This window comes from Solirubrobacter pauli (assembly GCF_003633755.1).
GTDB classification, from domain to species: domain Bacteria; phylum Actinomycetota; class Thermoleophilia; order Solirubrobacterales; family Solirubrobacteraceae; genus Solirubrobacter; species Solirubrobacter pauli.
Genome location: NZ_RBIL01000001.1, coordinates 823415 through 844764, shown reverse-complemented (window position 1 = coordinate 844764; position 21350 = coordinate 823415). Strand labels below are relative to the sequence as shown.

The 21350-nt window shown below is 72.0% G+C and carries 23 protein-coding genes; 8 read left to right on the top strand and 15 right to left on the bottom strand.

Annotation, left to right across the window (positions count from 1 at the left end; all coding sequences use genetic code 11):
* Window positions 1–17: 17 nt before the first annotated feature.
* On the top strand, window positions 18–1628 hold the full coding sequence (locus C8N24_RS03830) for a hypothetical protein (RefSeq protein WP_121248175.1): 1611 nt from the start codon (window positions 18–20) through the stop codon (window positions 1626–1628).
* Here the strand turns inward: C8N24_RS03830 and C8N24_RS03825 are convergent.
* A complete protein-coding gene (locus tag C8N24_RS03825; protein ID WP_121248173.1) occupies window positions 1601–2023 on the bottom strand; it encodes a GNAT family N-acetyltransferase in 423 nt (140 codons plus the stop codon). The two genes, C8N24_RS03830 and C8N24_RS03825, sit on opposite strands and share 28 nt — an antisense overlap.
* Complete coding sequence (locus C8N24_RS03820; protein ID WP_211339828.1) at window positions 2020–2448, bottom strand: HIRAN domain-containing protein; 429 nt, start codon at window positions 2446–2448, stop codon at window positions 2020–2022. The genes C8N24_RS03825 and C8N24_RS03820 overlap by 4 nt, the downstream gene beginning before the upstream one ends.
* Before the next feature lie 5 nt (window positions 2449–2453).
* Between C8N24_RS03820 and C8N24_RS03815 the strand changes: the two genes are divergently transcribed.
* On the top strand, window positions 2454–2651 hold the full coding sequence (locus tag C8N24_RS03815; RefSeq protein WP_147447628.1) for a hypothetical protein: 198 nt from the start codon (window positions 2454–2456) through the stop codon (window positions 2649–2651).
* Here C8N24_RS03815 and C8N24_RS03810 read toward each other — a convergent pair.
* From C8N24_RS03810 to C8N24_RS03800, 4 genes are all read right to left on the bottom strand, one after another.
* Entirely contained in the window at window positions 2648–3691 is a 1044-nt protein-coding gene (locus tag C8N24_RS03810) for a hypothetical protein (RefSeq protein WP_121248169.1), read from the bottom strand. The genes C8N24_RS03815 and C8N24_RS03810 overlap by 4 nt on opposite strands.
* Window positions 3692–3700: 9 nt before the next feature.
* Window positions 3701–3850, bottom strand: a complete 150-nt coding sequence (locus C8N24_RS33655) for a hypothetical protein (RefSeq protein WP_170178828.1) — start codon at window positions 3848–3850, stop codon at window positions 3701–3703.
* Between the two features lie 104 nt (window positions 3851–3954).
* Window positions 3955–4875, bottom strand: coding sequence for a VWA domain-containing protein (locus C8N24_RS03805; protein WP_121248167.1), 921 nt, complete (start codon window positions 4873–4875; stop codon window positions 3955–3957).
* A complete protein-coding gene (locus C8N24_RS03800; protein ID WP_121248165.1) occupies window positions 4872–5999 on the bottom strand; it encodes a S1C family serine protease in 1128 nt (375 codons plus the stop codon). Before C8N24_RS03800 ends, C8N24_RS03805 begins: the two co-directional genes overlap by 4 nt.
* Window positions 6000–6058: 59 nt before the next feature.
* Between C8N24_RS03800 and C8N24_RS03795 the strand changes: the two genes are divergently transcribed.
* Window positions 6059–6610, top strand: coding sequence for a DUF1707 SHOCT-like domain-containing protein (locus C8N24_RS03795; protein ID WP_121252906.1), 552 nt, complete (start codon window positions 6059–6061; stop codon window positions 6608–6610).
* On the opposite strand, the gene idi is transcribed toward C8N24_RS03795, so the two are convergent.
* Window positions 6579–7109 (bottom strand): isopentenyl-diphosphate Delta-isomerase, encoded by a 531-nt coding sequence (gene idi, locus C8N24_RS03790; protein ID WP_211339827.1) that lies wholly within the window; start codon window positions 7107–7109, stop codon window positions 6579–6581. The genes C8N24_RS03795 and idi overlap by 32 nt on opposite strands.
* 54 nt (window positions 7110–7163) lie before the next feature.
* Entirely contained in the window at window positions 7164–8300 is a 1137-nt protein-coding gene (locus C8N24_RS03785; protein WP_121248161.1) for an epoxide hydrolase family protein, read from the bottom strand.
* 25 nt (window positions 8301–8325) lie between these two features.
* On the opposite strand from C8N24_RS03785, the gene C8N24_RS03780 reads away from it, so the two are divergent.
* Entirely contained in the window at window positions 8326–9294 is a 969-nt protein-coding gene (locus C8N24_RS03780; RefSeq protein WP_121248159.1) for a helix-turn-helix transcriptional regulator, read from the top strand.
* 36 nt (window positions 9295–9330) lie between these two features.
* On the opposite strand, the gene C8N24_RS03775 is transcribed toward C8N24_RS03780, so the two are convergent.
* Window positions 9331–11529, bottom strand: coding sequence for an LVIVD repeat-containing protein (locus tag C8N24_RS03775; protein ID WP_121248157.1), 2199 nt, complete (start codon window positions 11527–11529; stop codon window positions 9331–9333).
* 118 nt (window positions 11530–11647) lie between these two features.
* Between C8N24_RS03775 and C8N24_RS03770 the strand changes: the two genes are divergently transcribed.
* Together C8N24_RS03770 and C8N24_RS03765 are read left to right on the top strand one after the other, a co-directional pair.
* Window positions 11648–12460 (top strand): HD domain-containing protein, encoded by an 813-nt coding sequence (locus tag C8N24_RS03770; protein ID WP_245971747.1) that lies wholly within the window; start codon window positions 11648–11650, stop codon window positions 12458–12460.
* 28 nt (window positions 12461–12488) lie between these two features.
* Window positions 12489–12986 carry a hypothetical protein gene (locus C8N24_RS03765; RefSeq protein ID WP_121248153.1) on the top strand — a complete coding sequence of 166 codons (498 nt, stop codon included), beginning with the start codon at window positions 12489–12491 and terminating at the stop codon, window positions 12984–12986.
* On the opposite strand, the gene C8N24_RS03760 is transcribed toward C8N24_RS03765, so the two are convergent.
* Genes C8N24_RS03760 through C8N24_RS03750 form a run of 3 tightly spaced genes read right to left on the bottom strand, consistent with a single transcriptional unit; the run spans window position 12971 to window position 16517 of the window.
* Window positions 12971–15448 carry a SpoIIE family protein phosphatase gene (locus C8N24_RS03760; protein WP_121248150.1) on the bottom strand — a complete coding sequence of 826 codons (2478 nt, stop codon included), beginning with the start codon at window positions 15446–15448 and terminating at the stop codon, window positions 12971–12973. The two genes, C8N24_RS03765 and C8N24_RS03760, sit on opposite strands and share 16 nt — an antisense overlap.
* A 52-nt stretch (window positions 15449–15500) precedes the next feature.
* Entirely contained in the window at window positions 15501–16328 is an 828-nt protein-coding gene (locus C8N24_RS03755; protein WP_121248149.1) for an SDR family oxidoreductase, read from the bottom strand.
* 3 nt (window positions 16329–16331) lie between these two features.
* Complete coding sequence (locus C8N24_RS03750) at window positions 16332–16517, bottom strand: hypothetical protein (protein ID WP_121248146.1); 186 nt, start codon at window positions 16515–16517, stop codon at window positions 16332–16334.
* Between the two features lie 132 nt (window positions 16518–16649).
* Between C8N24_RS03750 and C8N24_RS03745 the strand changes: the two genes are divergently transcribed.
* Complete coding sequence (locus tag C8N24_RS03745) at window positions 16650–16901, top strand: hypothetical protein (protein WP_121248144.1); 252 nt, start codon at window positions 16650–16652, stop codon at window positions 16899–16901.
* Here the strand turns inward: C8N24_RS03745 and ald are convergent.
* Window positions 16898–18010, bottom strand: coding sequence for an alanine dehydrogenase (gene ald / locus C8N24_RS03740; RefSeq protein WP_121248142.1), 1113 nt, complete (start codon window positions 18008–18010; stop codon window positions 16898–16900). The two genes, C8N24_RS03745 and ald, sit on opposite strands and share 4 nt — an antisense overlap.
* Between ald and C8N24_RS03735 the strand changes: the two genes are divergently transcribed.
* The gene (locus C8N24_RS03735; protein WP_121248140.1) at window positions 17918–18520 is read left to right on the top strand and encodes an Lrp/AsnC family transcriptional regulator; all 603 of its coding nucleotides are present in this window, start codon (window positions 17918–17920) and stop codon (window positions 18518–18520) included. The two genes, ald and C8N24_RS03735, sit on opposite strands and share 93 nt — an antisense overlap.
* Window positions 18521–18673: 153 nt before the next feature.
* On the opposite strand, the gene C8N24_RS03730 is transcribed toward C8N24_RS03735, so the two are convergent.
* Window positions 18674–19255, bottom strand: coding sequence for an SDR family NAD(P)-dependent oxidoreductase (locus C8N24_RS03730; RefSeq protein ID WP_121248138.1), 582 nt, complete (start codon window positions 19253–19255; stop codon window positions 18674–18676).
* The gene (locus tag C8N24_RS03725; protein WP_121248136.1) at window positions 19252–21324 is read right to left on the bottom strand and encodes a DUF6421 family protein; all 2073 of its coding nucleotides are present in this window, start codon (window positions 21322–21324) and stop codon (window positions 19252–19254) included. The genes C8N24_RS03730 and C8N24_RS03725 overlap by 4 nt, the downstream gene beginning before the upstream one ends.
* Between the last annotated feature and the right edge of the window lie 26 nt (window positions 21325–21350).

Here is a 21350-nt window from a genome sequence, read left to right as displayed (position 1 = left end):
CGGGCACTGGTGAAGCCATGCTCCGCATCGCTTCGCTGGTCGCCTGGTCGGCGGCGCTCATGGTCGCCGCGCCCGCGGGCGCGCAGGAGCTGCCCGCGCAGCACGTCTGCGTCGGGCAGAGCCTGCCGAAGCCGCCGCCGACCGAGGCCGAGAAGGAGCAGTCGAACCTGGAGAACTGGGCGGCCCAGCGCGCGGAGTTCGGCTTCCGGGCCGACATCCCGTACGTCAAGGAGCTGGTGCGGCGTGGCGTGTGGGAGTACGACGTCGGCTACATCCCCGTCACGCCGGCCGAGAACCGCTACCTGCGGCTGCGCGACCGGCTCGAGCTGGGGCCGCGTGCCGAGCGGTACCTGCGCGCGCACCGGGACGTCGATGCCGGCGTGTCGGTCGAGGACGACTGGCCGCGGGAGCCGTACCTGCTGCTGCACTTCAAGCGCGACGTGGCCAAGCACCTGGCGGCCGTCAGGCGGGTCGCGCGCTTCCCGCGCAACCTGCGCGCGGAGCGGGTCCGGTACTCGGACCGTGACCTGCGCAAGGTCGCCGACAAGCTGTGGAAGGACAGCAAGGCGCTCGAGGCCGAGGGCTTCTACCTCACCGGCACCGGGCACGCGGCCGACGGCTTCCTGCGCGTGGACCTGATCACCAAGCGCACGGACTTCAAGGCGTACTTCGCCGAGCGCTACGGGGACATGCTGCGGATCGAGGTCGAGGCGACCGAGCCGTACGGGTTCCAGTGCACGGCCTCGGGCTCGTACCGGGTCGCCGCGGACGGCATGAGCGTCACCGTGTCCTACGAGACCGGCGGCGGCAACGAGCGGGCCCGCGTCGAGGTCACCGAGTTCCCCGACCGCGTAGAGGTCGGCCTGGTCGAGAAGGTCTACAACGGTCCGAACACCGCCGACCTCCGCTACGAGACGTACGCCGCGCCGCTGGCCGCCCCGCTCGGTGACCGCCCGGTCGTCGACGCGTTCAACCGCAGGACCCTGCGCCAGGTGGGCGCACGCCCCGGCCAGCCGCCGTGTCCGGCGGGCACCGGGGAGCGGACGCGGCTCGAGGAGGCCATCGCCGACCGCTCGCGGTTCGGCATGCGCGCCGACGCCGGCTACGTCCAGGCGCTGCTCCGGCGCGGCAGCCCGTACACGAAGGCCGAGGCACGCTGGGTGGCGCTGCTGGACGAGATCGACAGCGGCGACGAGGAGACGCTCGACTCTGACCTGTGGGAGCGGTTCCCCAAGACCTACGCCGGATCGGTGTTCGTCACGCAGTACCCGAAGCCGCCGCTCGTGGTCTACCGCTTCACCAAGGACGCGCAGGGACACCTGCGGGCCATCCGCAAGCGGAGCCAGCACCCGGCCAACGCCCGGGTCGCGACCGCGACCGTGACCCGGAGCGCGCTCGAGCGGCTGCTGGAGCGGGTCCACGACGCGATCGCCGAGCAGCGCGAGCTCGGCGGGTTCTTCGTCGCCGCCACGTACGAGGACCGCGCGACGGAGTCCGTGCTGATCCAGGTGGTCACCACCCGCGCCGACTCCGACGCGTACTTCAAGGCCCGGTTCGGCCCGCACGTGCGCACCGAGGTCGTCGACGACCGCGTCGAGTGCTACCTGGACAGGAACACGAGGTTGTGATCGCCGAACGGCTCGCGCCGCTGCTCGGTGAAGCCGTGCTTCTCGTACAGGCGGAGGTTGCCGAGGCTGCGGTCGCCGGTGAACAGCCACGTCCCGCCGGCCGCGATCGCGGCGCGCAGGAGCGCGGTGCCGACCCCGTCGCCCTGACGGTCCGGTGCCACGCACAGCCGCGCGACCTCGCCGCTCGGCATCACGCGCACCGCGCCCAGCAGGCGGCCGTGCTCGCGCAGCCCGAGCACGACGGCGTCGTCGCGCGCCAGCACCGCGCGCACCTCGTCGAGCGTCTCGGTCAGCGGCGGCAGGAACTGGTCGTAGACCATCGACTCGCCCACGTACGCGGCGCGCTGCACGGTCAGCAGCTCGCCCGCGTCGTCGACGCCCAGCCGCGTGATCATCGGATGCGCAGCTCGATCGGCTCGCGCGCGAGCAGCATGGTCAGGCCGTCGCGCGGGTCGCGCGGGGAGCGGCGCCGCTCGCGCAGGACGAGCGCGCTCCAGCCGACCACTTCGTGCGTGTGCTCGCGCGGCACGTAGCCCAACGGCGTGCCGTCCGCCAGGTCGACGGCGATCGCGGACGGGTCGTGCGGGTTGTCCGGCTCCGGCCGGAGCACCAGATGCTCGCCGGGGTCGGCCAGCTCGGACGCCAATGCGTCCGGGCGGTGGACGGCGCCGGCCACGTGGGTGACCTTCAGCCCGTCGGGCAGCTCCCGGCGCCCGAGGTAGCGGCCCTCGGCGTCGACGATCTGGAACCCGGCGACCCAGACCTCGCCACCGTCATCGGGGTACCAGTACCGCTCCTGGCGCTCGACTTCGACGATCACTGGGTATGGATGCTCGCATGGAGCTGCACAAGACTGTCGGGCATGCCGGGTTGATCGGGTGGCGCGAGAAGGTCGCGAACGTCGTCGCGCCGCGCGTCCCGATCAAGGACGAGAACGCCCGCGCGATCATCGGCGGAGCGTTCTTCGTCCTGTCCGTCTACTACGTGATCCAGACGATCATCCGCGCCACGAAGGACGACTAGGCCGGCACGCGGCCGCGGTCGGCGGCTGCGGCCAGCTCGGCGAGCCGGGCGAGCGCGCGCTCGGCTTCCTCCGGCGTGCGCCGACCGAGCCCGCAGGCGTGCGAGAGCCCGATCGGCCGGCCGACGCTGCGCTCGATCGTCTCGAGCACGAACAGCTGGTCCTCGAGCGGCTGGTCCTCGTGCGCGAACCCCGCGACGAAGCGGGTGCGCTCGCCGAGGCGCAGCCGGTCGAGTGGGGCGTACCAGCGCGGCGCGGTCACCGGCGGGATGTCGGCGGCGGCGAACGGCGCGTGCACGAACTCCAGCGGGCGGTCGGCCGGCCACGCGCGGGCCAGCGCGTTCGCGAGCGTCACCAGCGGCGCCGTGTCCTGCAGCTTGCCGAGCGCGTGGTGGTTCATGTCCCCGAGGCAGAGGTGCACGCCGAAGCGCGCGCCGACCGGTGCGCGGCGCGCGAGCGCGGTCACCCCGCGGGCCAGCAGCCGCGCGACGGCGGGTTGCAGCGCGCGCGGCATCCGCGCGACCATCACGAGCTCGACCGGGATCTCGATCTGGAAGACCACGTCGTCGCCGCCGAGCGCGTGGATCGCCTCGATCTCGGCGACGGTCGCGTCGGTGAACGGCCGCTTGCCGGTCAGCGCACCGCGCGGGCCGAGCACGAACAGCGCCATGTCGAAGTCACCCGGGATGCCGACCTGGAACTGCAGGTCCGGCCGCGCCGCCGCCGCGCGCGCCTCGAGGAACAGGGGGTAGGACTCGCGGAACGCCGCGACGTGCCCGAGGTCCAGGTTGCCGAGCGTGTGGCCCTTGCGGACGCGGAACACCGGCACGTCCTCGTAGGTCGTCCAGCCGCCGTCGCGCACCAGCTCGAGGTCCGGGTGGTCCCGGAGGCCCTCGATGATGTGGATGATCCAGTGGTAGCGCTCGCCCGTCTCGCCGTCGGGCAGCGACTTCAGCCCCGCGCCGACCACTTGCAGCGCCTCGTGCATCGCCGCCGACGGACCGTCGGCGGGAAGGCTCCCGACCAGGTGCGTGCCTCGCATGGCGCGACACTACACCTGCGGGCGATCGTGCCCCCGCTCACGCCGCTGCTCCCAGCGGTCGCAGTCGCGCTTGCGCTGCTCGAGCACGAGCTCGGGCCGTGGGGCGGCGGGGCTGGGCGTCGCGGCGGCGACGGCCAGCGTGCGGTCCACGCTGGTCATGCCGTGGAGGGATGCGCCGAGGAGACCCACCCCGGCGACGAGCGTTGCGGCAAATCCGGCTCGGCGCATGCCCTGCAGTCAAGCTCCGGTTGCTGAACGCAACCTCAAAGGAGTCGACGAAACCACCTAAGGGACAGGCCGCCGCCGAGGAGCAGGAGGAGCGCCGCGCCGCCGGCGAAGGCGCTGGTGACCTCACGCTGCTCGTGCTTGGTCGCGACCTCGGAGCCGAGCTTCTCGTACACGGCGCTGAGCGCGTCCGCCTGGTCGGCGGTGAACGCCTCGCCGCCGCTGCGCTCCGCGATCTCGCGCAGCGTCGCCACGTCCGGCGGCACCGCGTCGCCGTTGGGCAGCGTGCCCGACGCCGTGCCGAGCGCGACGGTGTAGATCGGGACCTTCAGCCGCTTGGCCTCATCGGCGATCGGCAACGGGTCGGTGCCGTGCGTCGCCTTGCCGTCGGACAGGAGCACGATCGCGCCCGGCGCCTTCTGCGAGCGGATCATCGCCAGCGACGTCGAGAGCGCGTCGCCGGTGGCGGTGCCGCCGCTCGGCGTCATCGCCGCTTCGAGCGCGGAGCGCAGCTCGTCGCGGTCGGTGGTCGGCGAGGCCACGGCCTGGGCGCGGTTGTTGAAGACCACGCCGCCGACGCGCACCTTCTTCGGCACCTTGTCCAGGAACGCCTCACCGGCGTCCTTGGCGGCGACCAGTCGCGAGGGCGCGACGTCCGTGGCCATCATCGAGCCGGAGTGGTCCATGGCGAGCACGATCGTCGCCTGCTCGGCCGGCACCGCCACGCTCACCTGCGGACGGGCCAGCGCGGCGATGAGCGCCGCGGTCGCGAGCCCAGCCAGTCCGAGCGGAAGGTGGCGGCGCCAGCCGGGCTGACGCGGGACGGCCGAGACCGCCACACGGGGGGAGGTGAACGCCGCCGCCGCACGACGGCGGCGACGTTCGGCGAACAGGTACGCGACGGCCAGCAGCGGGATCAGCACCAGGCCGGCGAGCAGCCAGGGGGTCTGGAAGCTCACGGTCGCGTCCCGAGCTGGACCTGCACGGTCTGGTCGGCGCCGCCGCGCGTGATCGCGACCTCGACCGACTCGCCGGGGCGGCGGTCCTGGATCGCGGCGGCCACGTCGTCGGCGTCCTGGACGCGCTCGCCCGCGACGGAGCGGATCACGTCGCCGACGCGCAGGCCGGCGGACGCGGCGGGGCCGCCGCTCGACACCGACGCGACGGTGACGCCGCCGGCGCCGCCGCTGGTGGAGACGCCCAGGTAGGCGCGCTTGATCGTCTCGCCGCGCTCGAGCCGCGGGATCACGTCGCGGACCGTGTTCGACGGCACCGCGAAGCCGATCCCGACGCTCCCGCCCGACTGCGAGGCGATCTGCGAGTTGACGCCGATCACGCGGCCCTTGGCGTCCAGCAGCGGGCCGCCCGAGTTGCCGGGGTTGATGGGCGCGTCGGTCTGGATCACCGAGTCGATCTGGAAGCCGTCCGGCGCCTGGATGTGGCGCCCGGTGCCCGAGACGATTCCGGCCGTGGTGGTCTGCGAGAGCCCGAACGGCGAGCCGATCGCCACCGCGAGCTGACCCGTGCGCACCGCGGTCGAGTCGGCGAGCGACAGGGCCTTCAGCGGCCGGCCCGCGCTCACCTTCACGACGGCGAGGTCGGAGGAGCGGTCGACGCCCGTCACACGTCCGGTGAGCGTCTCGTCGTCGGCGAACTGCACCTGCACCGTGCTCGCGCTGCCGACCACGTGCGCGTTGGTCACGATCGTGCCCGACGCGTCCGTGACGAAGCCCGTGCCCGACCCGCTGCCGGTCGAGATCGACACCACCGAGTCACGCGCCGCGGCGTAGATCGCGGCCACGTCACCTTCCTGCTTGGCACCCACGAGCGCGGGCGTGTTCGGCGCCGCGGCGGTGCCCGGCTCGTCGTCGAGCACGCCGAACGCGAACGCGCCCCCACCCACGAGCACCGCGGACACGAGCCCACCGGCGACCGCCGAGGCGAAGTGGCCTCGCCGCCGCGTGGGCGCGGGAGGCGGAGGCACCGCCGACGGCGGCCGGACCGGCGGTACCTCCGGTTCATACGGGCGCGCACGACGACCGTCGGTCGGGTCGCCGTCGAGCCAGAGCAGGGGATCGGTCATGTCCACCGAGCCTGGCGGGGACCGCGTCAGGTCAAGATAAGGAGGTGCCGTCCGACCGGATGCGAGCCTCAGACGCGGAGCGCGAGCAGATCGTGGCGCTGTTGCGCACCGCTGCCGCCGAAGGCCGCCTCGACGTCGACGAGCTCGACGAGCGCACCGCGACGGCGTACGCCGCCAAGACGCGCGGCGAGCTGACGCGGCTGATCGCCGACCTGCCGACCGCGCACCTGCCGGCGACGCAGCCGCGCGGGCGGTGGAAGCTGCCGCAGCGCAACGGGCGCGGCGCCTTCAGCTCGTACTGGCGCGCGCCGGTCCGGCAACGGCAGGCCGCGGGCGACGTGATGCGGTTCGTCTCGCCGTCGATGCGCGCCTACGGGTACCGGCTGGAGTACTCGACCGACCAGCAGATCTCGTTCGTGCGCGACCACACGCCGGTGTGGACGTACTTCGTCGCGGTGCTCGTGTTCCCGATCGGGCTGCTGGCGCTGCTCTACAAGGAGCAGGACCGGGTGACGATCGAGCTGGCCGACCACGGCGACTCGACCGCGATCACCGCCAGTGGCACCGCGCCGCTCGCGATCAGGCGCGCGATGACGGCAATGCAGGGCTGACGATCTCCCACGCCGGTGGGAACCACGCCGTGAACTCGGTCTCGCGGGCGCGGGCGATCCAGGCGTCGAGCTCGGCGACCGGCACGAACCGCCACTCGACGACCTCGTCCGGGTCCGGGTCGGGGTCGACGGAGACCTCGCAGACGAGCAGGTGGTCGAGCTCGTTCTCGACGAGGTCGGCGAGCTCGGCGCGGTAGCGGAGGATGCCGACCTCGCGGAGGGCGCCCGCGTCGATGCCGAGCTCCTCGCGGAAGCGGCGGGCCGCGGCGGCCTCGGTGGTCTCGCCGGGGCGGGGGTGGCCGCAGGCCGAGTTGGTCCACAGCCCGGGGGAGTGGTACTTGCCGAGCGCGCGGCGCTGCAGCAGCAGCTCGCCCGCCGGGTTGAAGGCGAACACCGAGAACGCGCGGTGCAACTGGCCGGAGACGTGTACGGCGAGCTTCTCGCCGACCCCCAGCTCGCGGTCCTCCTCGTCGATCAGCACCACGCTCTCCTCAGACACGAGCAATGACCCTACCGAGGCCCGGGGCCGGTTCCCCGGGCCTCGGCGCATGTTCTAGGCCCGGGAGGCGTAGAACTCGCGCAGCACGCGGACCAGCTCGTCGGGCACCTCCATGGACGCGAAGTGGCCGCCGCGGGGATGCTCGGTCCAGGAGACGATGTCGGTGTTGTCGCGCTCGGCGAAGGGGCGGATCGTCTTGAAGTCGTCCGCGAAGACCGCGACGCCGATCGGTCCGTGGTTGACGCGGACGGGCACGTCCTTCTCGACGTGGTGCAGCAGGACGGCACCTGCGGACGTGTTGGTCAGCCACTGCAGGCTGACCTGGAGGAGCACCTGGTCGGGGGTCATCAGGCTCGTGCCGTTGCCGAAGTTCTCGAACAGCTCGTGGTAGGCGAGCAGCCCGACGGGCGAGTCGCTGAGCGCCGCCGCGATCGTGAGCGGGCGCTTGGCGTTCATGTCCGCGTAGCCGTTGACGGTCTGGAACCAGCCGGCGAACTCGAGCGCCGCGTAGTCCTCGGGACCCATCGCCTCGAACTCGGCCGGATCGCCCGACGGGAACGAGAACAGCTGCAGCACGTGCGCGCCGAGGAAGCCCTCGGGCTGCAGGATCGCCAGCTCGCGGGAGACCATCGCGCCGCCGTCCGAGCCGTGCGCGCCGTAGCGCTCGTAGCCGAGCGCGCGCATCAGCCGGTCGAAGGCGCGCGCGGTGCGCTCCAGCGTCCAGCCGGCCGACGACAGCGGCGTGCTGAAGCCCATGCCCGGCAGGCTCGGGATCACGAGGTGGAACGCGTCCTCGGCGCGTCCGCCGTGCGCGGCCGAGTCGGTCAGCGGGCCGATCACGTCGAGGAAGTCCGCGAACGAGCCGGGGTAGGTGTGGGTGAGCAGCAGCGGCGTCGCGTCCGCGTGGGGGGAGCGGACATGCAGGAAGTGGATCGTCTGGCCGTCGATCTCGGTGCGGAACTGCGGGTGCGCGTTCATCCGCCCCTCGTGCGCGCGCCAGTCGAACTCGCTGCGCCAGCGGTCGACCATCGAGCGCAGGTAGGAGACGGGTGCGCCCTGCGTCCAGTCCGCGCCGGGCCACTCGGCGGCGAAGCGGGTGCGGGCGAGGCGGTCCTGCAGGTCGTCGAGAGCGGCTTGCGGGATGTCGATCTCGAAGGGTTCGATCGTCAGTGCGTGGGCGGCGTTCGTCATGAGCGGGAAGATATGATCAATTCCGGTGCGAAACGTTCCGCAATCGACGTCGAGCCGTCTGCTGCAGCTCTTGAACTATCTGCAGAGCCAGCCCGTGTGGAGCGGGCCTGATCTCGTGACGCTGCTCGGGGTGACCGACCGGACCCTGCGCAAGGACATCGAGCGGCTGCGCGCGTTGGGCTACCCGGTGGACGCCACGCGCGGCCCGGGCGGTGGCTACCGGCTCGGCCGGCACGGGCAGCTGCCGCCGCTGCTGCTCAGCGACGACGAGGCGGTGGCCGTGGCCATCGGCCTCGGGAACGCGCGCACGGCCCCGGGACTGGCCGACGCGAGCGCGTCGGCGATGGCCAAGCTCGAGCGGACGCTGCCGGACCGCCTGCAGCGCCGTGTCCGGGCGATCGACGCGAGCACCGAGGTCGGGCCGGCCAACACCACCACCAACGAGCCGGAGGCGCCGGTCGACCCCGACCTGCTCGCGCAGCTGGCCGCGGCCATCAGCGGCCGTGAAGGCGTCCGGTTCACCTACGACGGCGGCGACCGGCCCGTGACCGCCGATCCGTACCGGCTCGTGAGCTGGCAGCACCGCTGGTACCTGGTCGCCCGTCGGCATCCCGAGCGCGAGTGGCGGGTCTTCCGCGCGGACCGGATGCGGCTCCGGTTCCCCGGCGCCGCGCGGTTCACGCCGGAGCCGCTCCGCCAGGGCGACTACGCGTCGTTCGTGCTGCGCGAGGTCGCCTCCACCGGCTGGACGTTCCACGCGCGCGTGCTGATCGACGCGCCCGCCGAGGCGGTGCTGGAGCGGATCAACCCCGCGGTCGGCGTGGTCGAGACCGTCGACGACCACCACAGCGTGCTCGTCACCGGCGCCGACAGCGTCGAGACCGTGGCCGTGTGGATCGGGATGCTCGGCATCGACTTCCACGTGACCGAGCCGCCGGAGCTCGTCGAGCACCTGCGGGTGCTCGCCGGCCGCTACCAGCGGTCGGTGCCGTGAGGCCCGGGGTGAGCACCCCGGGCCTCCGCCGCCCGGCTACGGGTTCGTCGTGCTCAGCGTGAACGTGAGCGTCTTGCCGTAGCTGCCGGTGCGCAGCGCGTCGGTCTTGCTGACGGCCTGCTTGAAGGTGACCGTGACCTTCTCGTTCGACGTCGGGCCGGACCAGGTCTTGACGACCCCGAGACCCTGCAGCGGCTGCGGCAGGACGAAGGCGCCGTTGACGAGGTGGCCGGCATTGGCGCCGGTGTCGGCGACGGCCAGCGCCGCGTCACCCGCGGTGGAGATCACGGTCGCGTCGGTGGTGGCCGTGTACTCCCCGTCGACGCCCGGCGTGAACGCGCCGAACGACGCCGGCGTGCCCAGGGTCAGGGCCAGCGTGGCCGGGACGGTGCCGCCCGGCGTGCCCGTGGCGGCCGTGGCGTTGACCACGTAGGCGATCGTCGTGACCGCCTCGTTGCCGGCCTTGTCGACCGCGGTCACCGTGTAGGACTTCGGGCCGATCGACGAGGTGTCGAGGCTCGTCACGTTCGCCGTGCAGGACTCGACGCCGAGGCCCTCGTCCGCGCAGGTGAACGCCGGCGCCACGGTCGAGCCGAGCACGATCGGGCCGGTCTGCGTCGACGTGGCCGTCGGCGCGACGTTGTCGGCCGTGATCGCGCCGATCTGCGTCTGCGGGTTCGAGTAGGACACCGTGTTCGCCCGGTCGGTGAACGGGTTGTCGAGGTCCCAGACGACGAGGCCGCGGTAGATGTCGGCCTCGTAGATCTTGCCGTTGTACCAGTAGGTCGACCAGTCGCCGCCGTCGGGGTAGCCGTCGCCGCCGTAGGTGGTCGTCTTGGGCAGCGGCTTCGGGTCGGCGTAGGCGATGATCTTCGGCGCGGCCGGCTGCGTGAAGTCGACGACGTTGATGCCGGCCTGGTAGTTGCCGGACACGAGGTAGTTGCCGCCCTTGGTGGGCACGGTGTTGAAGTTGTGCCAGGTGCAGTTCTCGGTGCTGTCCTGCGCGCGCGTCATCGGGACCGTGGAGATCTGGTCGCCGGTCTCGACGTTCAGGATGTACAGCGACTTGAAGCGGATGTCGCTGTTGGTCTGGCAGTTCGGCGCCACACCACCGCCCGGCTCGTGGCCCCACACGACGGTCTTGCCGTCGTAGCTGAACGCGGCCGAGTGGCCACCGCCGGTCAGGCCGGCCATCTGCTTGGACCACAGCTGCACCGGGTTCTCGATGCCGCCCGGCAGCGTCGGGTCGATCGTGGCATCGAACTTGAACATCGTGATGCCGTTGCCGCCGGCGCACGTCGCGCGGCTCTCGGCGCCGTTGAGGAACACGGTGTTGTCGTGGCACTGGCGGCCGGCCGGCGCTTGCTTGACGTAGGCGGCCTGCGTCGGGTCCGAGATCTTGATCTTCAGGACGTCCATCCACGTGCAGTTGCTGTTCGAGCCGCCGTTGTAGATGTAGAGCGCGTCGTTCGCGGGCGACGGCACGGCCGTGGCCGTGTGCGAGCCGCAGCCCTTGCGCGGCACGTCGTTGACGCTGAAGCGCAGTCCCTGCTTGCCGTCTGCCGGGTTGTTGCCGACGTCGACCATGACGGGGTTCGCCGGGTCGGTGATGTCGAAGATGTGGATGCCCTCGAAGCCGAGGCCGACGAGCGTGCCACCGCAGGACTGCGTGGCGGCGCCGTTGGCGTTGGTCGCCGAGTCCCAGGAGCGCACGAGGATGTTGCCGTAGACGACGACGTCGCCCTGCGACGTGGTGCAGCTCTTGTTCAGGTGCACCTGCTTGGGCTTCGCCGGGTCCTTGATGTCGATCACGACGAAGCCGTCGTTGGTGCCCATGTACGCGTAGTCGCCCTGGAACGCGAGGTCCGAGTTGTACGGGTTCGGCAGGTACGGGATCACGTTCGCCGAGAAGCCGACCGGCGTCATGTTCGACGAGCGCTCGAACTCGGCCGCGACCTGCTCGAGCGTCGGGTCGTCGGCGATCGTCACGCCGGCGGCACGCGCCTTGGCCAGCGTGGACGTGACCGCGCCGCCTTCGCCACCGCACTCGTGGTCCAGCTCGGGCCGGTGGATCCCGACCCAGGATGTGTTGTTGAGCGACAGGAAGCTGTTGTTCGCCGCCGCCTTCGCGTTGGCGCTTGCGCACGGGTGCGCCGTCGCGCTCCCCGGCGCGCACAGCGCCACTGCCACCAGCGCGCCGGCTGCCGCCACCGCACCTCGCACCTTCGTCCCCATCCCTCTTCCTCTCACTCTGGATCCACCCCTCCATAAAGCTCAGCTAATCAACTTCTCATGAGGGTTGGAAGGGCTTTGGGCGTGCAGGTCGCTGCACGGTGAGATCATGCGTGGCGCGATGTCCGACCCTCCCCTCACGCCGCGCGAAGCCATCGCGGCGATGCGCATCCACGCGCCCACCGAGCGCAACCCGAAGCTCTCCCGCTTCCTCGAGAACGCGAACGGCAGCCTCCGGCTCAAGGCCCGCTGGCACATGCAGCAGGTCACGGCGACCCGGATGGACATGAACGACCACTCCTGGGTGCACCTGCAGATCGTGCTCAACCGCGCGCTGCACCTGTTCCGGCTGCTGCACCGCGCCGGGCTGGAGTCCTCGATGGAGAAGGACTTCTCGATGTCGCACAAGGACGCCGAGGTGGTGATCGCCGGTGGCTGCCTGTTGCACGACCTCGGCATGTCGATCCACCGGATCGACCACGAGGTCTACAGCCTCCACCTCGCCGCCGACCTGCTCGACGAGCTGCTGGAGAAGGTCTACGAGGAGCCCGAGCGCACCATCGTCGCGGCCGAGATCACGCACGCGATCATCGGCCACCGCAAGGGCGGGCGGCCGCTGACGCTCGAGGCCGGCATCGTCCGCGTCGCCGACGCGCTGGACATGGAGCAGGGCCGCTCCCGGGTCGCGTTCGAGACGAGCCTGCCGAACATCCACTCGCTGTCGGCGGCGGCGATCGACGAGGTCCGGATCGTGCCGGGGCAGGAGCGCGCGGTGCGCGTCGAGGTGGCGATGAACAACTCCGCCGGCGTCTTCCAGCTCGACAACCTGATGGCGACGAAGCTGCGCGGATCGGGCCTCGAGCCGCACATCGAGCTGATCGCGCGGATCGACGCCGAGCACGAGAAGCGGCTGCTGAAGGTCTACCAGATATAGGTGCGGGCAAGCGGGGGATAGCGCCTTCATGCTCCGGCCACTGCTGCTCGCGCTCACCGCGCTGTTGTTCGCCGCCCCCGCCGCTCAGGCGTGCATCGACCAGCCGCTCTCGAAGCCGTTCACGCCCTGGCTGGACTTTGCCCACTACCAGGCCGCGCCCGAGACGTGGACGCTCGACGGCGCGGCGGTCGTTCCCGGCGGGCACCCGTGGAGCGGCGGCTCCGAGTCGCTCAGCCTCCCGGCCGGCGCCAGCGCCCTCACCGCGCCGGTGTGCATCACCCTCGTGCATCCGACGCTGCGCTTCTTCGTCCGCGGGACCGGCACGCTCGCCGTCTCCGTGCTCACCGAGGGCGGCCTCGAGGTGCCGGTCGGGGTCGTGCTCGGCACGGGCGCGTGGGCACCGTCGCCCGTGCTGCCGGTCGTCTTGAACGTGCTGGGCGAGCAGGACGTGCGCTTCCGCTTCACGAGCGCGACCGGGTCGCTGCGGATCGACGACGTCTGGATCGACCCCTACTCCAAAGGCTGAACTTTCAACGCCAGGAGAGCAAGGTCGTCGCGCAGCGGATCGGGCACCTGCGCCGACAGGTGCTCGACGATCCCGCGCGCGTCGAGCCGGCGGGCACCGGCGACGGCGGAGTCGAGCTGCGCGGGCGTCATCACGTGCGGGGCGCGCGCCTCGGTCAGGCCGTCCGTGTAGAGCACGAGCGCGTCGCCGGGAGCGAGCCGTGTCGTGCGGTCCTCGGCCGCGACCGCCTCCAGCAGGCCGACCACGGTGCCGATCGCGCCGAGCTCCTCGACGAGCCCGGTCGACCGCAGCACGCGCGGCGCCGGGTGCCCGCCGCAGGCGACCGTCACTGTGACCACGTCCGCGAGCTCGATGCGCACGCAGGCGAGCGTCACGAAGCGGTCGGCCTGCTGGCGCAGCATCGCCGCGTTCAGCCAGCGCAGGACGTTCGCGGGGGAGCGGTGGCGCGTCACCGCGGCCCGGATCGTGTAGCGCGCGAGCGCCGTGACCGCGGCGGCCTCCGCACCCTTGCCGCAGACATCGCCGACCACCGCGAACCACTCGTCGCGCCCGGTGCCGAACAGGTCGTAGAAGTCGCCACCGACCTCGTTGACCTCACCCGCCGGGCGATAGAGCGCGGCGACGTCCAGGCCGGGGATCTTCGGCAGCTCCGGCGGCAGCAGCGACTGCTGGAGCGTGTGCGCGATCGCCTCCCGCTGGCGGTACAGGCGCGCGTTCTCGACCGCGTTGCCGACGCGCAGCGCCAGCTCCCCGCCGGTGGCGTGGTCGACGCTTCCGCCGAGCAGCATCCGGCCCTGGTGCAGCGGGAACAGCACCGACGGCATGCCGGTCCCCGCGCGGAAGCGCTGGGTGCCGTCGAGCTCGATCACGCACGCGCCGTCGAAGTGGCGCGCGGCGAGGCGCGTGACCTCGGGCAGCGTGCGGTCGAGCTGCAACGAGGACGCGAGCGCCCGCGAGGCCTCGGCCAGGAAGCGCTGCGACTCCTCGGCCTGCTTGATCTCGGTGATGTCCTCGATGACGCTGATCGCCAGCCGTGTCCGGGTGCCCTCGAGCACCGGGCTGGCCCGCACGCGCGCCCAGCGCCGCTCGCGCTTGATCACGAGCGGCTCGGCCGGCGCGCCCGCGAGCACGTGGCGGCTGGGGAGGAGCGTGGGGGCGACGCCGAGCGCGTCGCCGAGGGTGGCGGCGCCGTCGAGCAGCCGTGTCGCGGCACCGTTGGCGAACACGAGCCGGCCGTCCGGGTCCTCGGCGGCGATCGCGTCCGTGACGCCTTCAAGGATCGTCCGCAGCTCGGCCTCCTTGCGGCGCATCAGCTCCTCCAGGCGCAGGTTCTCGAGCGTCACCGCCGCCTGCGCGGCGAGGTGCTCGAGGAGGTCGCGCTCGACCGCGCTGAAGGGCGCGGCCGAGCGCATGACCGCCAGCACGTGGTCGTGGCCGACGCCGATCGCGAGCGCGTCCGCCTGCGGCGCCCCGAGCGCGAGCTCCGCCAGCTCGAGCGCCGCGCCGCCCTCGCCGATCACCATCCGCGCGTGCAACCGGCCGTCCTCGCCGATCTCCGACAGCCGGCCGGCGTCGGCCCGCAGCGCCTCGACCGTCGTGGCCAGCAGGATCTGCTCCAGCCGCGCGCGGTCCTCGGGCGCGTCGCCGCTCTGGAGCCTGCCGGCCTGGCGGCGGAGATCCTCGGCGCGGGCGTCGAGCGCACGTGTCGAACGCCGGAACGCCCGCTCGAGCTCCAGCTCGTGCTCGATCCGCTGCGAGCGCTCACCCGCGATCAACCCGAGCAGCGCGGCCGGGGCGACCGCCAGCAGGTACGCGTAGTCGTGCACCTCGGAGGCACGCGCGGCGAGGAAGCCGATGGGGGCGAGCGTCGCGTCGATCAGGTACACGAGCGCGAGCACCGGCAGCAGCTCACCGAGCGTGATCCGCGCGCCGAACCACTCGCGCGCGGCGGACGCCGTGAGGTCGCCGGCGAACTGCGCGAGCAACGCGAGGCAGAGCACCAGCAGCGTCGGATCGCCGGCCAGCGCGACGACGATCGCGGGCGGGATCGCGTACCAGCCGTCGGCCACCACGACCGCCAGGCGCTCCGGATGCGCCCGCTTGCGCAAAAGGTCCGGCAGCTCGCCTCCCACCGCGCCGAGCGTCACCAGCAGCGGCACCGCCGCCGCGGGCGTGAGGAACAGCATCGGCACGAACACGACCTGCGTCGGCCGGATGAGCCCCGGGCCGAACGGGAACCGGACCCGTCGCACGAGCGCGTACGACGCCACGAGCAGCGCCGCGGTGGTGACCGGCTCCGGGTCCGCCGCGGCGCCCATCACCCCGGCGACCACGAGGAACAGGCCTGCCGCGGTCAGCTCCACGGCGCGCTCGCGTGGCGCGAGCCGGCGCGCGACCGCAGGACTCCGCCGCTCGAGGAGCTCAGAGGCGAGTCCGGCGGCGGTCTTGAGGGCTGCGCCCATTCTCAACGCGCAGTATCAAGAACCGCGCGCGTCCAATGTGTCAGTACGAAAACTAGAGGCTGTCGACGAACAAGTCGACCTGCGGCGTGGAGCCGGGGACGTACGCGTACTGGTCGAAGTCGGTCACGCCCTCGGCGCGCAGCACGTCCTCGCACAGGAACGTGTTGCCGGTGCACTCGCGGCTGGGCTTCGTGATCACCGCGTAGGCGGCGTCCGCGTACAGCTCGGGCTTGCGCGAGACCTGCATCGCGGCGTCCCCACCGAGCAGGTTCTGCACCGCCGCGGTCGCGATCAGCGTGCGCGGCCAGAGCGCGTTGGACGCGATCCCGTCCTCCCGCAGCTCCTCGGCCAGGCCGAGCGCGAGCAGGCTCATCCCGTACTTGGAGAGCGTGTAGCCGATGTGCGGCCCGAGCCAACGCGGCTCGAGTGAGATCGGCGGCGAGAGCGTGAGGATGTGCGGGTTCTCGGCCCGCTTGAGGTGCGGCAGGCACGCGCGGGAGACGACGAACGTGCCGCGCGCGTTGATCGACTGCATCAGGTCGTAGCGGCGCACCGGCAGGTCCTGCGTCCTGGACAGGTTGATCGCGGACGCGTTGTTGACGCACACGTCGATCCCGCCGAACGCCTCCACCGTCTTCGCGACCGCCTCGTCGACGCTGCCCTCGTCCCGGATGTCGCCGACGATCGGCAGCGCCTTCCCGCCCGCGGCCTCGATCTCCTCGGCGGCCGTGAACACCGTTCCGGGCAGCTTCGGATGCGGCTCGGCGGTCTTGGCGATCAGCGCGACGTTCGCCCCGTCACGCGCGGCCCGCAGTGCGATCTGCAGTCCGATCCCGCGGCTGCCGCCGGAGATGAACAGCGTCTTGTCCTTGAGAGTCACGACCTAGATCGTGACGGGCGCGGCCAGGCTGCTGATCGCCGTGCCCTCGTTGTCGCACTCGAGGACGGAGAGGCTGTCCGCGGCGCGCTGGTCGTCGCGCAGCATCGCGTGGTAGGCCTGCAAGGCCAGCGTGGGCGATGGGAACGCGGCCAGCGAGGCACCGTAGCTGTCGATGAGCAAGTAGTACATACGTCCTCCCGAGAGGCCGAATCTAAACGCACCGATCGCGCGGGCACAAGCGCGGGAACTGGACCGAGGTCGAGCCCTGATCCGTGGGAAAACCCGATGGTCCAGGCGGGCCCTGAGGGCGATGCTGTGTGCATGCCCCTCTTGACCCTGCGCTACGGGATCCCGTTCGCCCTCGTGGTGGGGGGATTCGTGTTGTTGTTCGCCATCGAGGACGAGATCCGCTGGGACGGCTGGGCGATGCTCGTCGGCTCCGGCCTGTCCGTGCTGCTGCTCAACTGGCTGTTCCGGCTCGGCGTGGCCGGCGACGAGGAACGCGACCGGGAAGAGGCCGCGCGCGAGTACTTCGGCGCGCACGGCCACTGGCCCGACGAAGAGCAGGACTAGGCGAGCGCGACCGAGGGCGCGACGAACTCGAGCCCCTGGTCGTTGGCCACGGGCTCGCTCGTGACCGCGCCGCCGACGACGCTCAGGCCCTGCTCGAAGCCCGGGTCGCGCTCGAAGGCGCCGCGCACGCCGTGGTCGGCGAGCTCGAGGACGTAGGGCAGCGTCGCGTTCGAGAGCGCCGCCGTGGAGCTGATCGGCACCGCGCCCGGCATGTTGGCGACGCAGTAGTGGCTGATGCCGTCGACCTCGTAGACCGGGTCGGTGTGCGTGGTCGGCTTGGAGGTCTCGAAGCAGCCGCCCTGGTCGATCGAGACGTCGACGAGCACCGCGCCCGGCTTCATCAGCGCGAGCTGCGCGCGCGAGACGACGTGCGGCGCGCGGGCGCCGTGCACGAGCACCGCGCCGATGACGACGTCGGCGTCCGCGAGGCCCTGCTCGATCGAGAGCGTGGAGGCGAAGACGGTCTTGCCCTGGCCGAGGATGAGGTCGAGCTCGCGCAGGCGATCGATCGAACGGTCGTAGACCTTCACGTCGGCGCCCATGCCCTGCGCGACGCGCGCCGCGTTGAGGCCGACGACACCGCCGCCGATGACCATCACCTGCGCGGGCTCCACGCCCGGGACTCCGCCCATCAGGACGCCGCGGCCGCCCTGGGGCTTGGCGAGCATGAACGCGCCGGCCTGCGCGGCGAGCCGGCCCGCGACCTCGCTCATCGGCGCCAGCAGCGGCAGCCGGCCGGCGGCGTCGGTGATCGTCTCGTACGCGATGCACGTCGCGCCGGAGTCGATCAGGCCCTTGGTGAGCTCGGGCGCGGGCGCGAGGTGCAGGTAGGTGAAGAGCGTGTGGTGCGGCTGCAGGCGCGCGATCTCGACCGGCTGCGGCTCCTTGACCTTGACGATCAGCTCGGCGGCGGCGAACACGGCGTCGGCGTCGTCGCCGAGCGTCGCTCCTTGCTCGGTGTAGGCCTCGTCCGGGATCGCCGACCCCACGCCGGCACCGCGCTGGACGATGACCTCATGGCCGCGGCGGGTGAGCTCGCGCACGCCGGCGGGGGTGAGGGCGACGCGGGCTTCGTCGGTCTTGATCTCGGTGGGGACGCCGATGCGCACTGGGTTCTCTCCAAGGCTGGGGTAACCGTGCGATCATCCACGGGTCCACAGCGCGGATCGAGCGTCACTGTGAAATCGGTAGCCCTTGACGAGACAGATCACCGGATCCTCAAGATCCTTCTCCGAAACGGAAGGGCGCCGTTCGCGTCGATCGGCGCGGAGGTGGGCCTCTCGCCGCACGGCGCCGCCGACCGCGTGCGCCGCCTGCAGCGTGCGGGCGTGATCACCGGCTTCAGCGCGACCGTCGACGCGCAGACCCTCGGCCGCTCGCTCGAGGCGCTGATCGACGTGCGGCTGATGCCGTCCACGGACAGCGCGCACTTCGAGCGGTTGGCGGGCGGGCTGGACGCGGTGCGCGAGGTGCTGTTCCTCACGGGCCGCTGGGACTACCAGGTCAGCGTCGCCTGCATGGACGCCGACGACCTCGACCGGACGGTCCGCGCGCTCCGCCAGCAGGGCGGCGCGGCGCAGACCGAGACCCGGATCGTGATGCGGCGATCGGTGCCCTGACCCGGAATTCCGCGGGCACCTACCGGGCGTCTCGCCGCGCCTGGCGGCCGCCGGCGATCCCGCACGTACCACCAGTATGCGCTGGATCACCGGCGTCCCCCAGCCACGACGATCGGGCCCGCTATGCACGCGCGGACTTCCGACTCAGGGCACTCAGCCGTGTAGCGCGAGCCGCTGGCCGTTCATCTTCTCGGCCGCGGGGGAGAGCAGGAACGCGATCGCGTCGGCGATCTGCGCCACGTCGGTGAAGGACGCGAACTTCGCGTCGGGCTTGGCCTCGCGCATCTCCGGCGTGACGATCGCGTTGACGGCGATCACGTTGGCGGTGATCTCGTCCGACAAGGCGAACGTCCACGCCTCGGCGGCGGCCTTCGCGGCCGCGTAGGCGGCGTTCGCCCACGTCGGCGCGACCGCCTGCTTGGAGGACACCATGACGAAGCGCCCGCCGCTCGTCTTCAGCGGCTCCAGGAACGCGCGCGACGCGTTCTGCACCGTGGTCAGGAGCTGCGCCTGCAGCCAGGCGGTGTCGTCGGGGTCGACGCCGCCGCGCCAGCCGCCGACGAGGTGCACGAGCGCGTCGACGCGCTCGAGCGAATCGGCCCAGCGCTGCGTCTGCGCCGCGTCCAGCAGGTCCACCTCGGCGCTGCGCGGCGCGGACACGCCGTGCCCGTCGGCCTCCAGGCGCGCGACGACCGCGCGCCCGAGCGCGCCGCCTCCGCCGGTGACCGCGATCACGCGGCGGCCCCGGCGGCCACGACCGTCTCGTCGAGCTTGGCCTGCAACGAGATGTAGAACAGCGAGAGCGGGAACTCGTCGGGCTGCACGAGGTCGATGAACCGGCGCGGGTCGCCCTGGTCGCTCAGCTCGCGGACGTCCTTGCGCCACGCGCTGTCGGCCGCCGGCTTGACGTACGTGGACACGAGGTCGTGCGCGGCCGCCCAGTACTGCGGCTTGGTCGAGTCGATCCCGTTGCGGTAGAGCTCCTCGACCTCGGCGCGCAGGTTGGCGACGCCCTCGGCGATCCCGTCCCACTCGATCGTCAGCTCGTTGTTGGTCCAGTGCACGAGCTCGTGCTTGTGCAGGTAGGCGAAGAGCAGCTGGCCGCCGAGCCCGTCGTAGTTGCGCACGCGCGGGCCCGTGATCGGGAAGCGGAACAGGCGGTCGAGCAGGATCGCGTGCTGCACGTAGCGGGCGAACGCGAAGCCCTCCTCCTCGAGCTTGACGGCCTCGACGAACGCGGTCAGGTCGCAGCGCAGTTCCTCCAGCGCGTACATCCAGTACGGCTGACGCTGGCGGATCATGAACGGGTCGAACGGGAGGTCGCCGCGGCTGTGCGCGCGGTCGTGGATGAGGTCCCAGAGCACGAACGCCTGGCGGGAGAGCTCGGGGCTCGCCAGCAGTGCCGCCGCATCGGGCGCGAGGTTGAGGCTCAGCACGTCCGCGGCCTTGGTGGCGACGGCGCGCAGGCGTGCGGCCTCGCGGTCGCAGAAGATCGCGCCGAAGTGGTTGGCCGGCGTGCCGGCGACGGAGACCGTCTCCGGGAACAGCACGGCCGAGTTGGACTCGTAGCCGGAGGTGCGGTCCACGAACGTCACCGGCACGAACTTCGGGTTCTGGAAGCGGGTCGCCTCGAGCTGCGCCAGCCACTCGGGCCACGGGACGCGCACGATCAGCGCCTCGAACACCTTCTCGCTCGGCCCGTTCTGCTTGTACATCGGGAACACGACGAGGTGCTCGATGCCGTCGCGGCGCTGCAGGTCGGGGCGGAACGCCTCGAGGCTCGCGGTGAAGTCCGGGACGCCGAGGTCCCACGCGTTCAGGTCGGCGATCAGGGCGTCGATGTAGGCGGCCTGGTGCGGGAAGTGCGGGCGCAGGACGTCGATCGCGGTCGTGATCGCCTCGATGTCGGCGTCGGCCTGCTTGTCGGCGTCGATCGAGCCGTCGGCGTTCTGGAGCGCGCGCAGCGCCTCGACCTCGCCCTTGAGCGCGGCCCACGCCGGGTCGGCCTTGGCGGCCGACGGCGCGACGTCCTCGGCGTGGTGCAGCGACGGGTTCGCGACCCAGTACACGAGGTTGAGCCACAGGTCGGCGTGGTCGTACTCGCCGAGCGTGTCGTCGCCGAACAGGTCGGAGTCCGACAGCACGACGACGCGGCCCGCGCCGTACTCGGTGACGACCGCGAGCGGCGCGTGCGGCTTCGTGGCGGTCGTCGAGGCGCGCGCGATCACCTTCGCGCCGTTGGTCGTCGCCAGCGTGCCGGCGCGGTACAGGCGGATCTCATTCACGCGCGCGAGCACGTCGGCGGTCGAGCCGCGGCCGTTGGACGTCAGCAGCGGGCGGATCCAGGTCGGCGTGCCGTCGGACTGCTCGTAGTCCTGCACGGTCGCCGTCTCGATCTGGATGCCGAACGTCTCGAGGAGCGCATTGAGGTTGTTGCCGTAGCGGTCGTGATCGCACTCGCCGAGCACGACCAGGCCGCCACCCGCCTGCACGAACGCCCGGATGGCCTCGATCTCTTCCGCGGTGAGCTGGGGCGAGCCGACGCCCGTCGTCGCCTCCCAGCGCGGGTCGGACGGGTGCGCGAGCACGAGCACGTCCGCGTCGATCTGCGTCAGCAGGCCGTCGGTGTGCGCCGCGACGGTGAAGTCGCGCTGCTCGAGCAGGCGCGCGGCCTTCACGTACGAGACGTCCTCGGGATGAGCCGGCTGCATCCGCTGCGCGACCTCAGGCCGGATCGTCCAGGCCTGGCTATGAGCTTCGTCGAAGAGCAGGCGCGCGGGCTTGTTCGGATGCAGGATGGCCATGGTCAGAAACGGTACGTCGCCACACG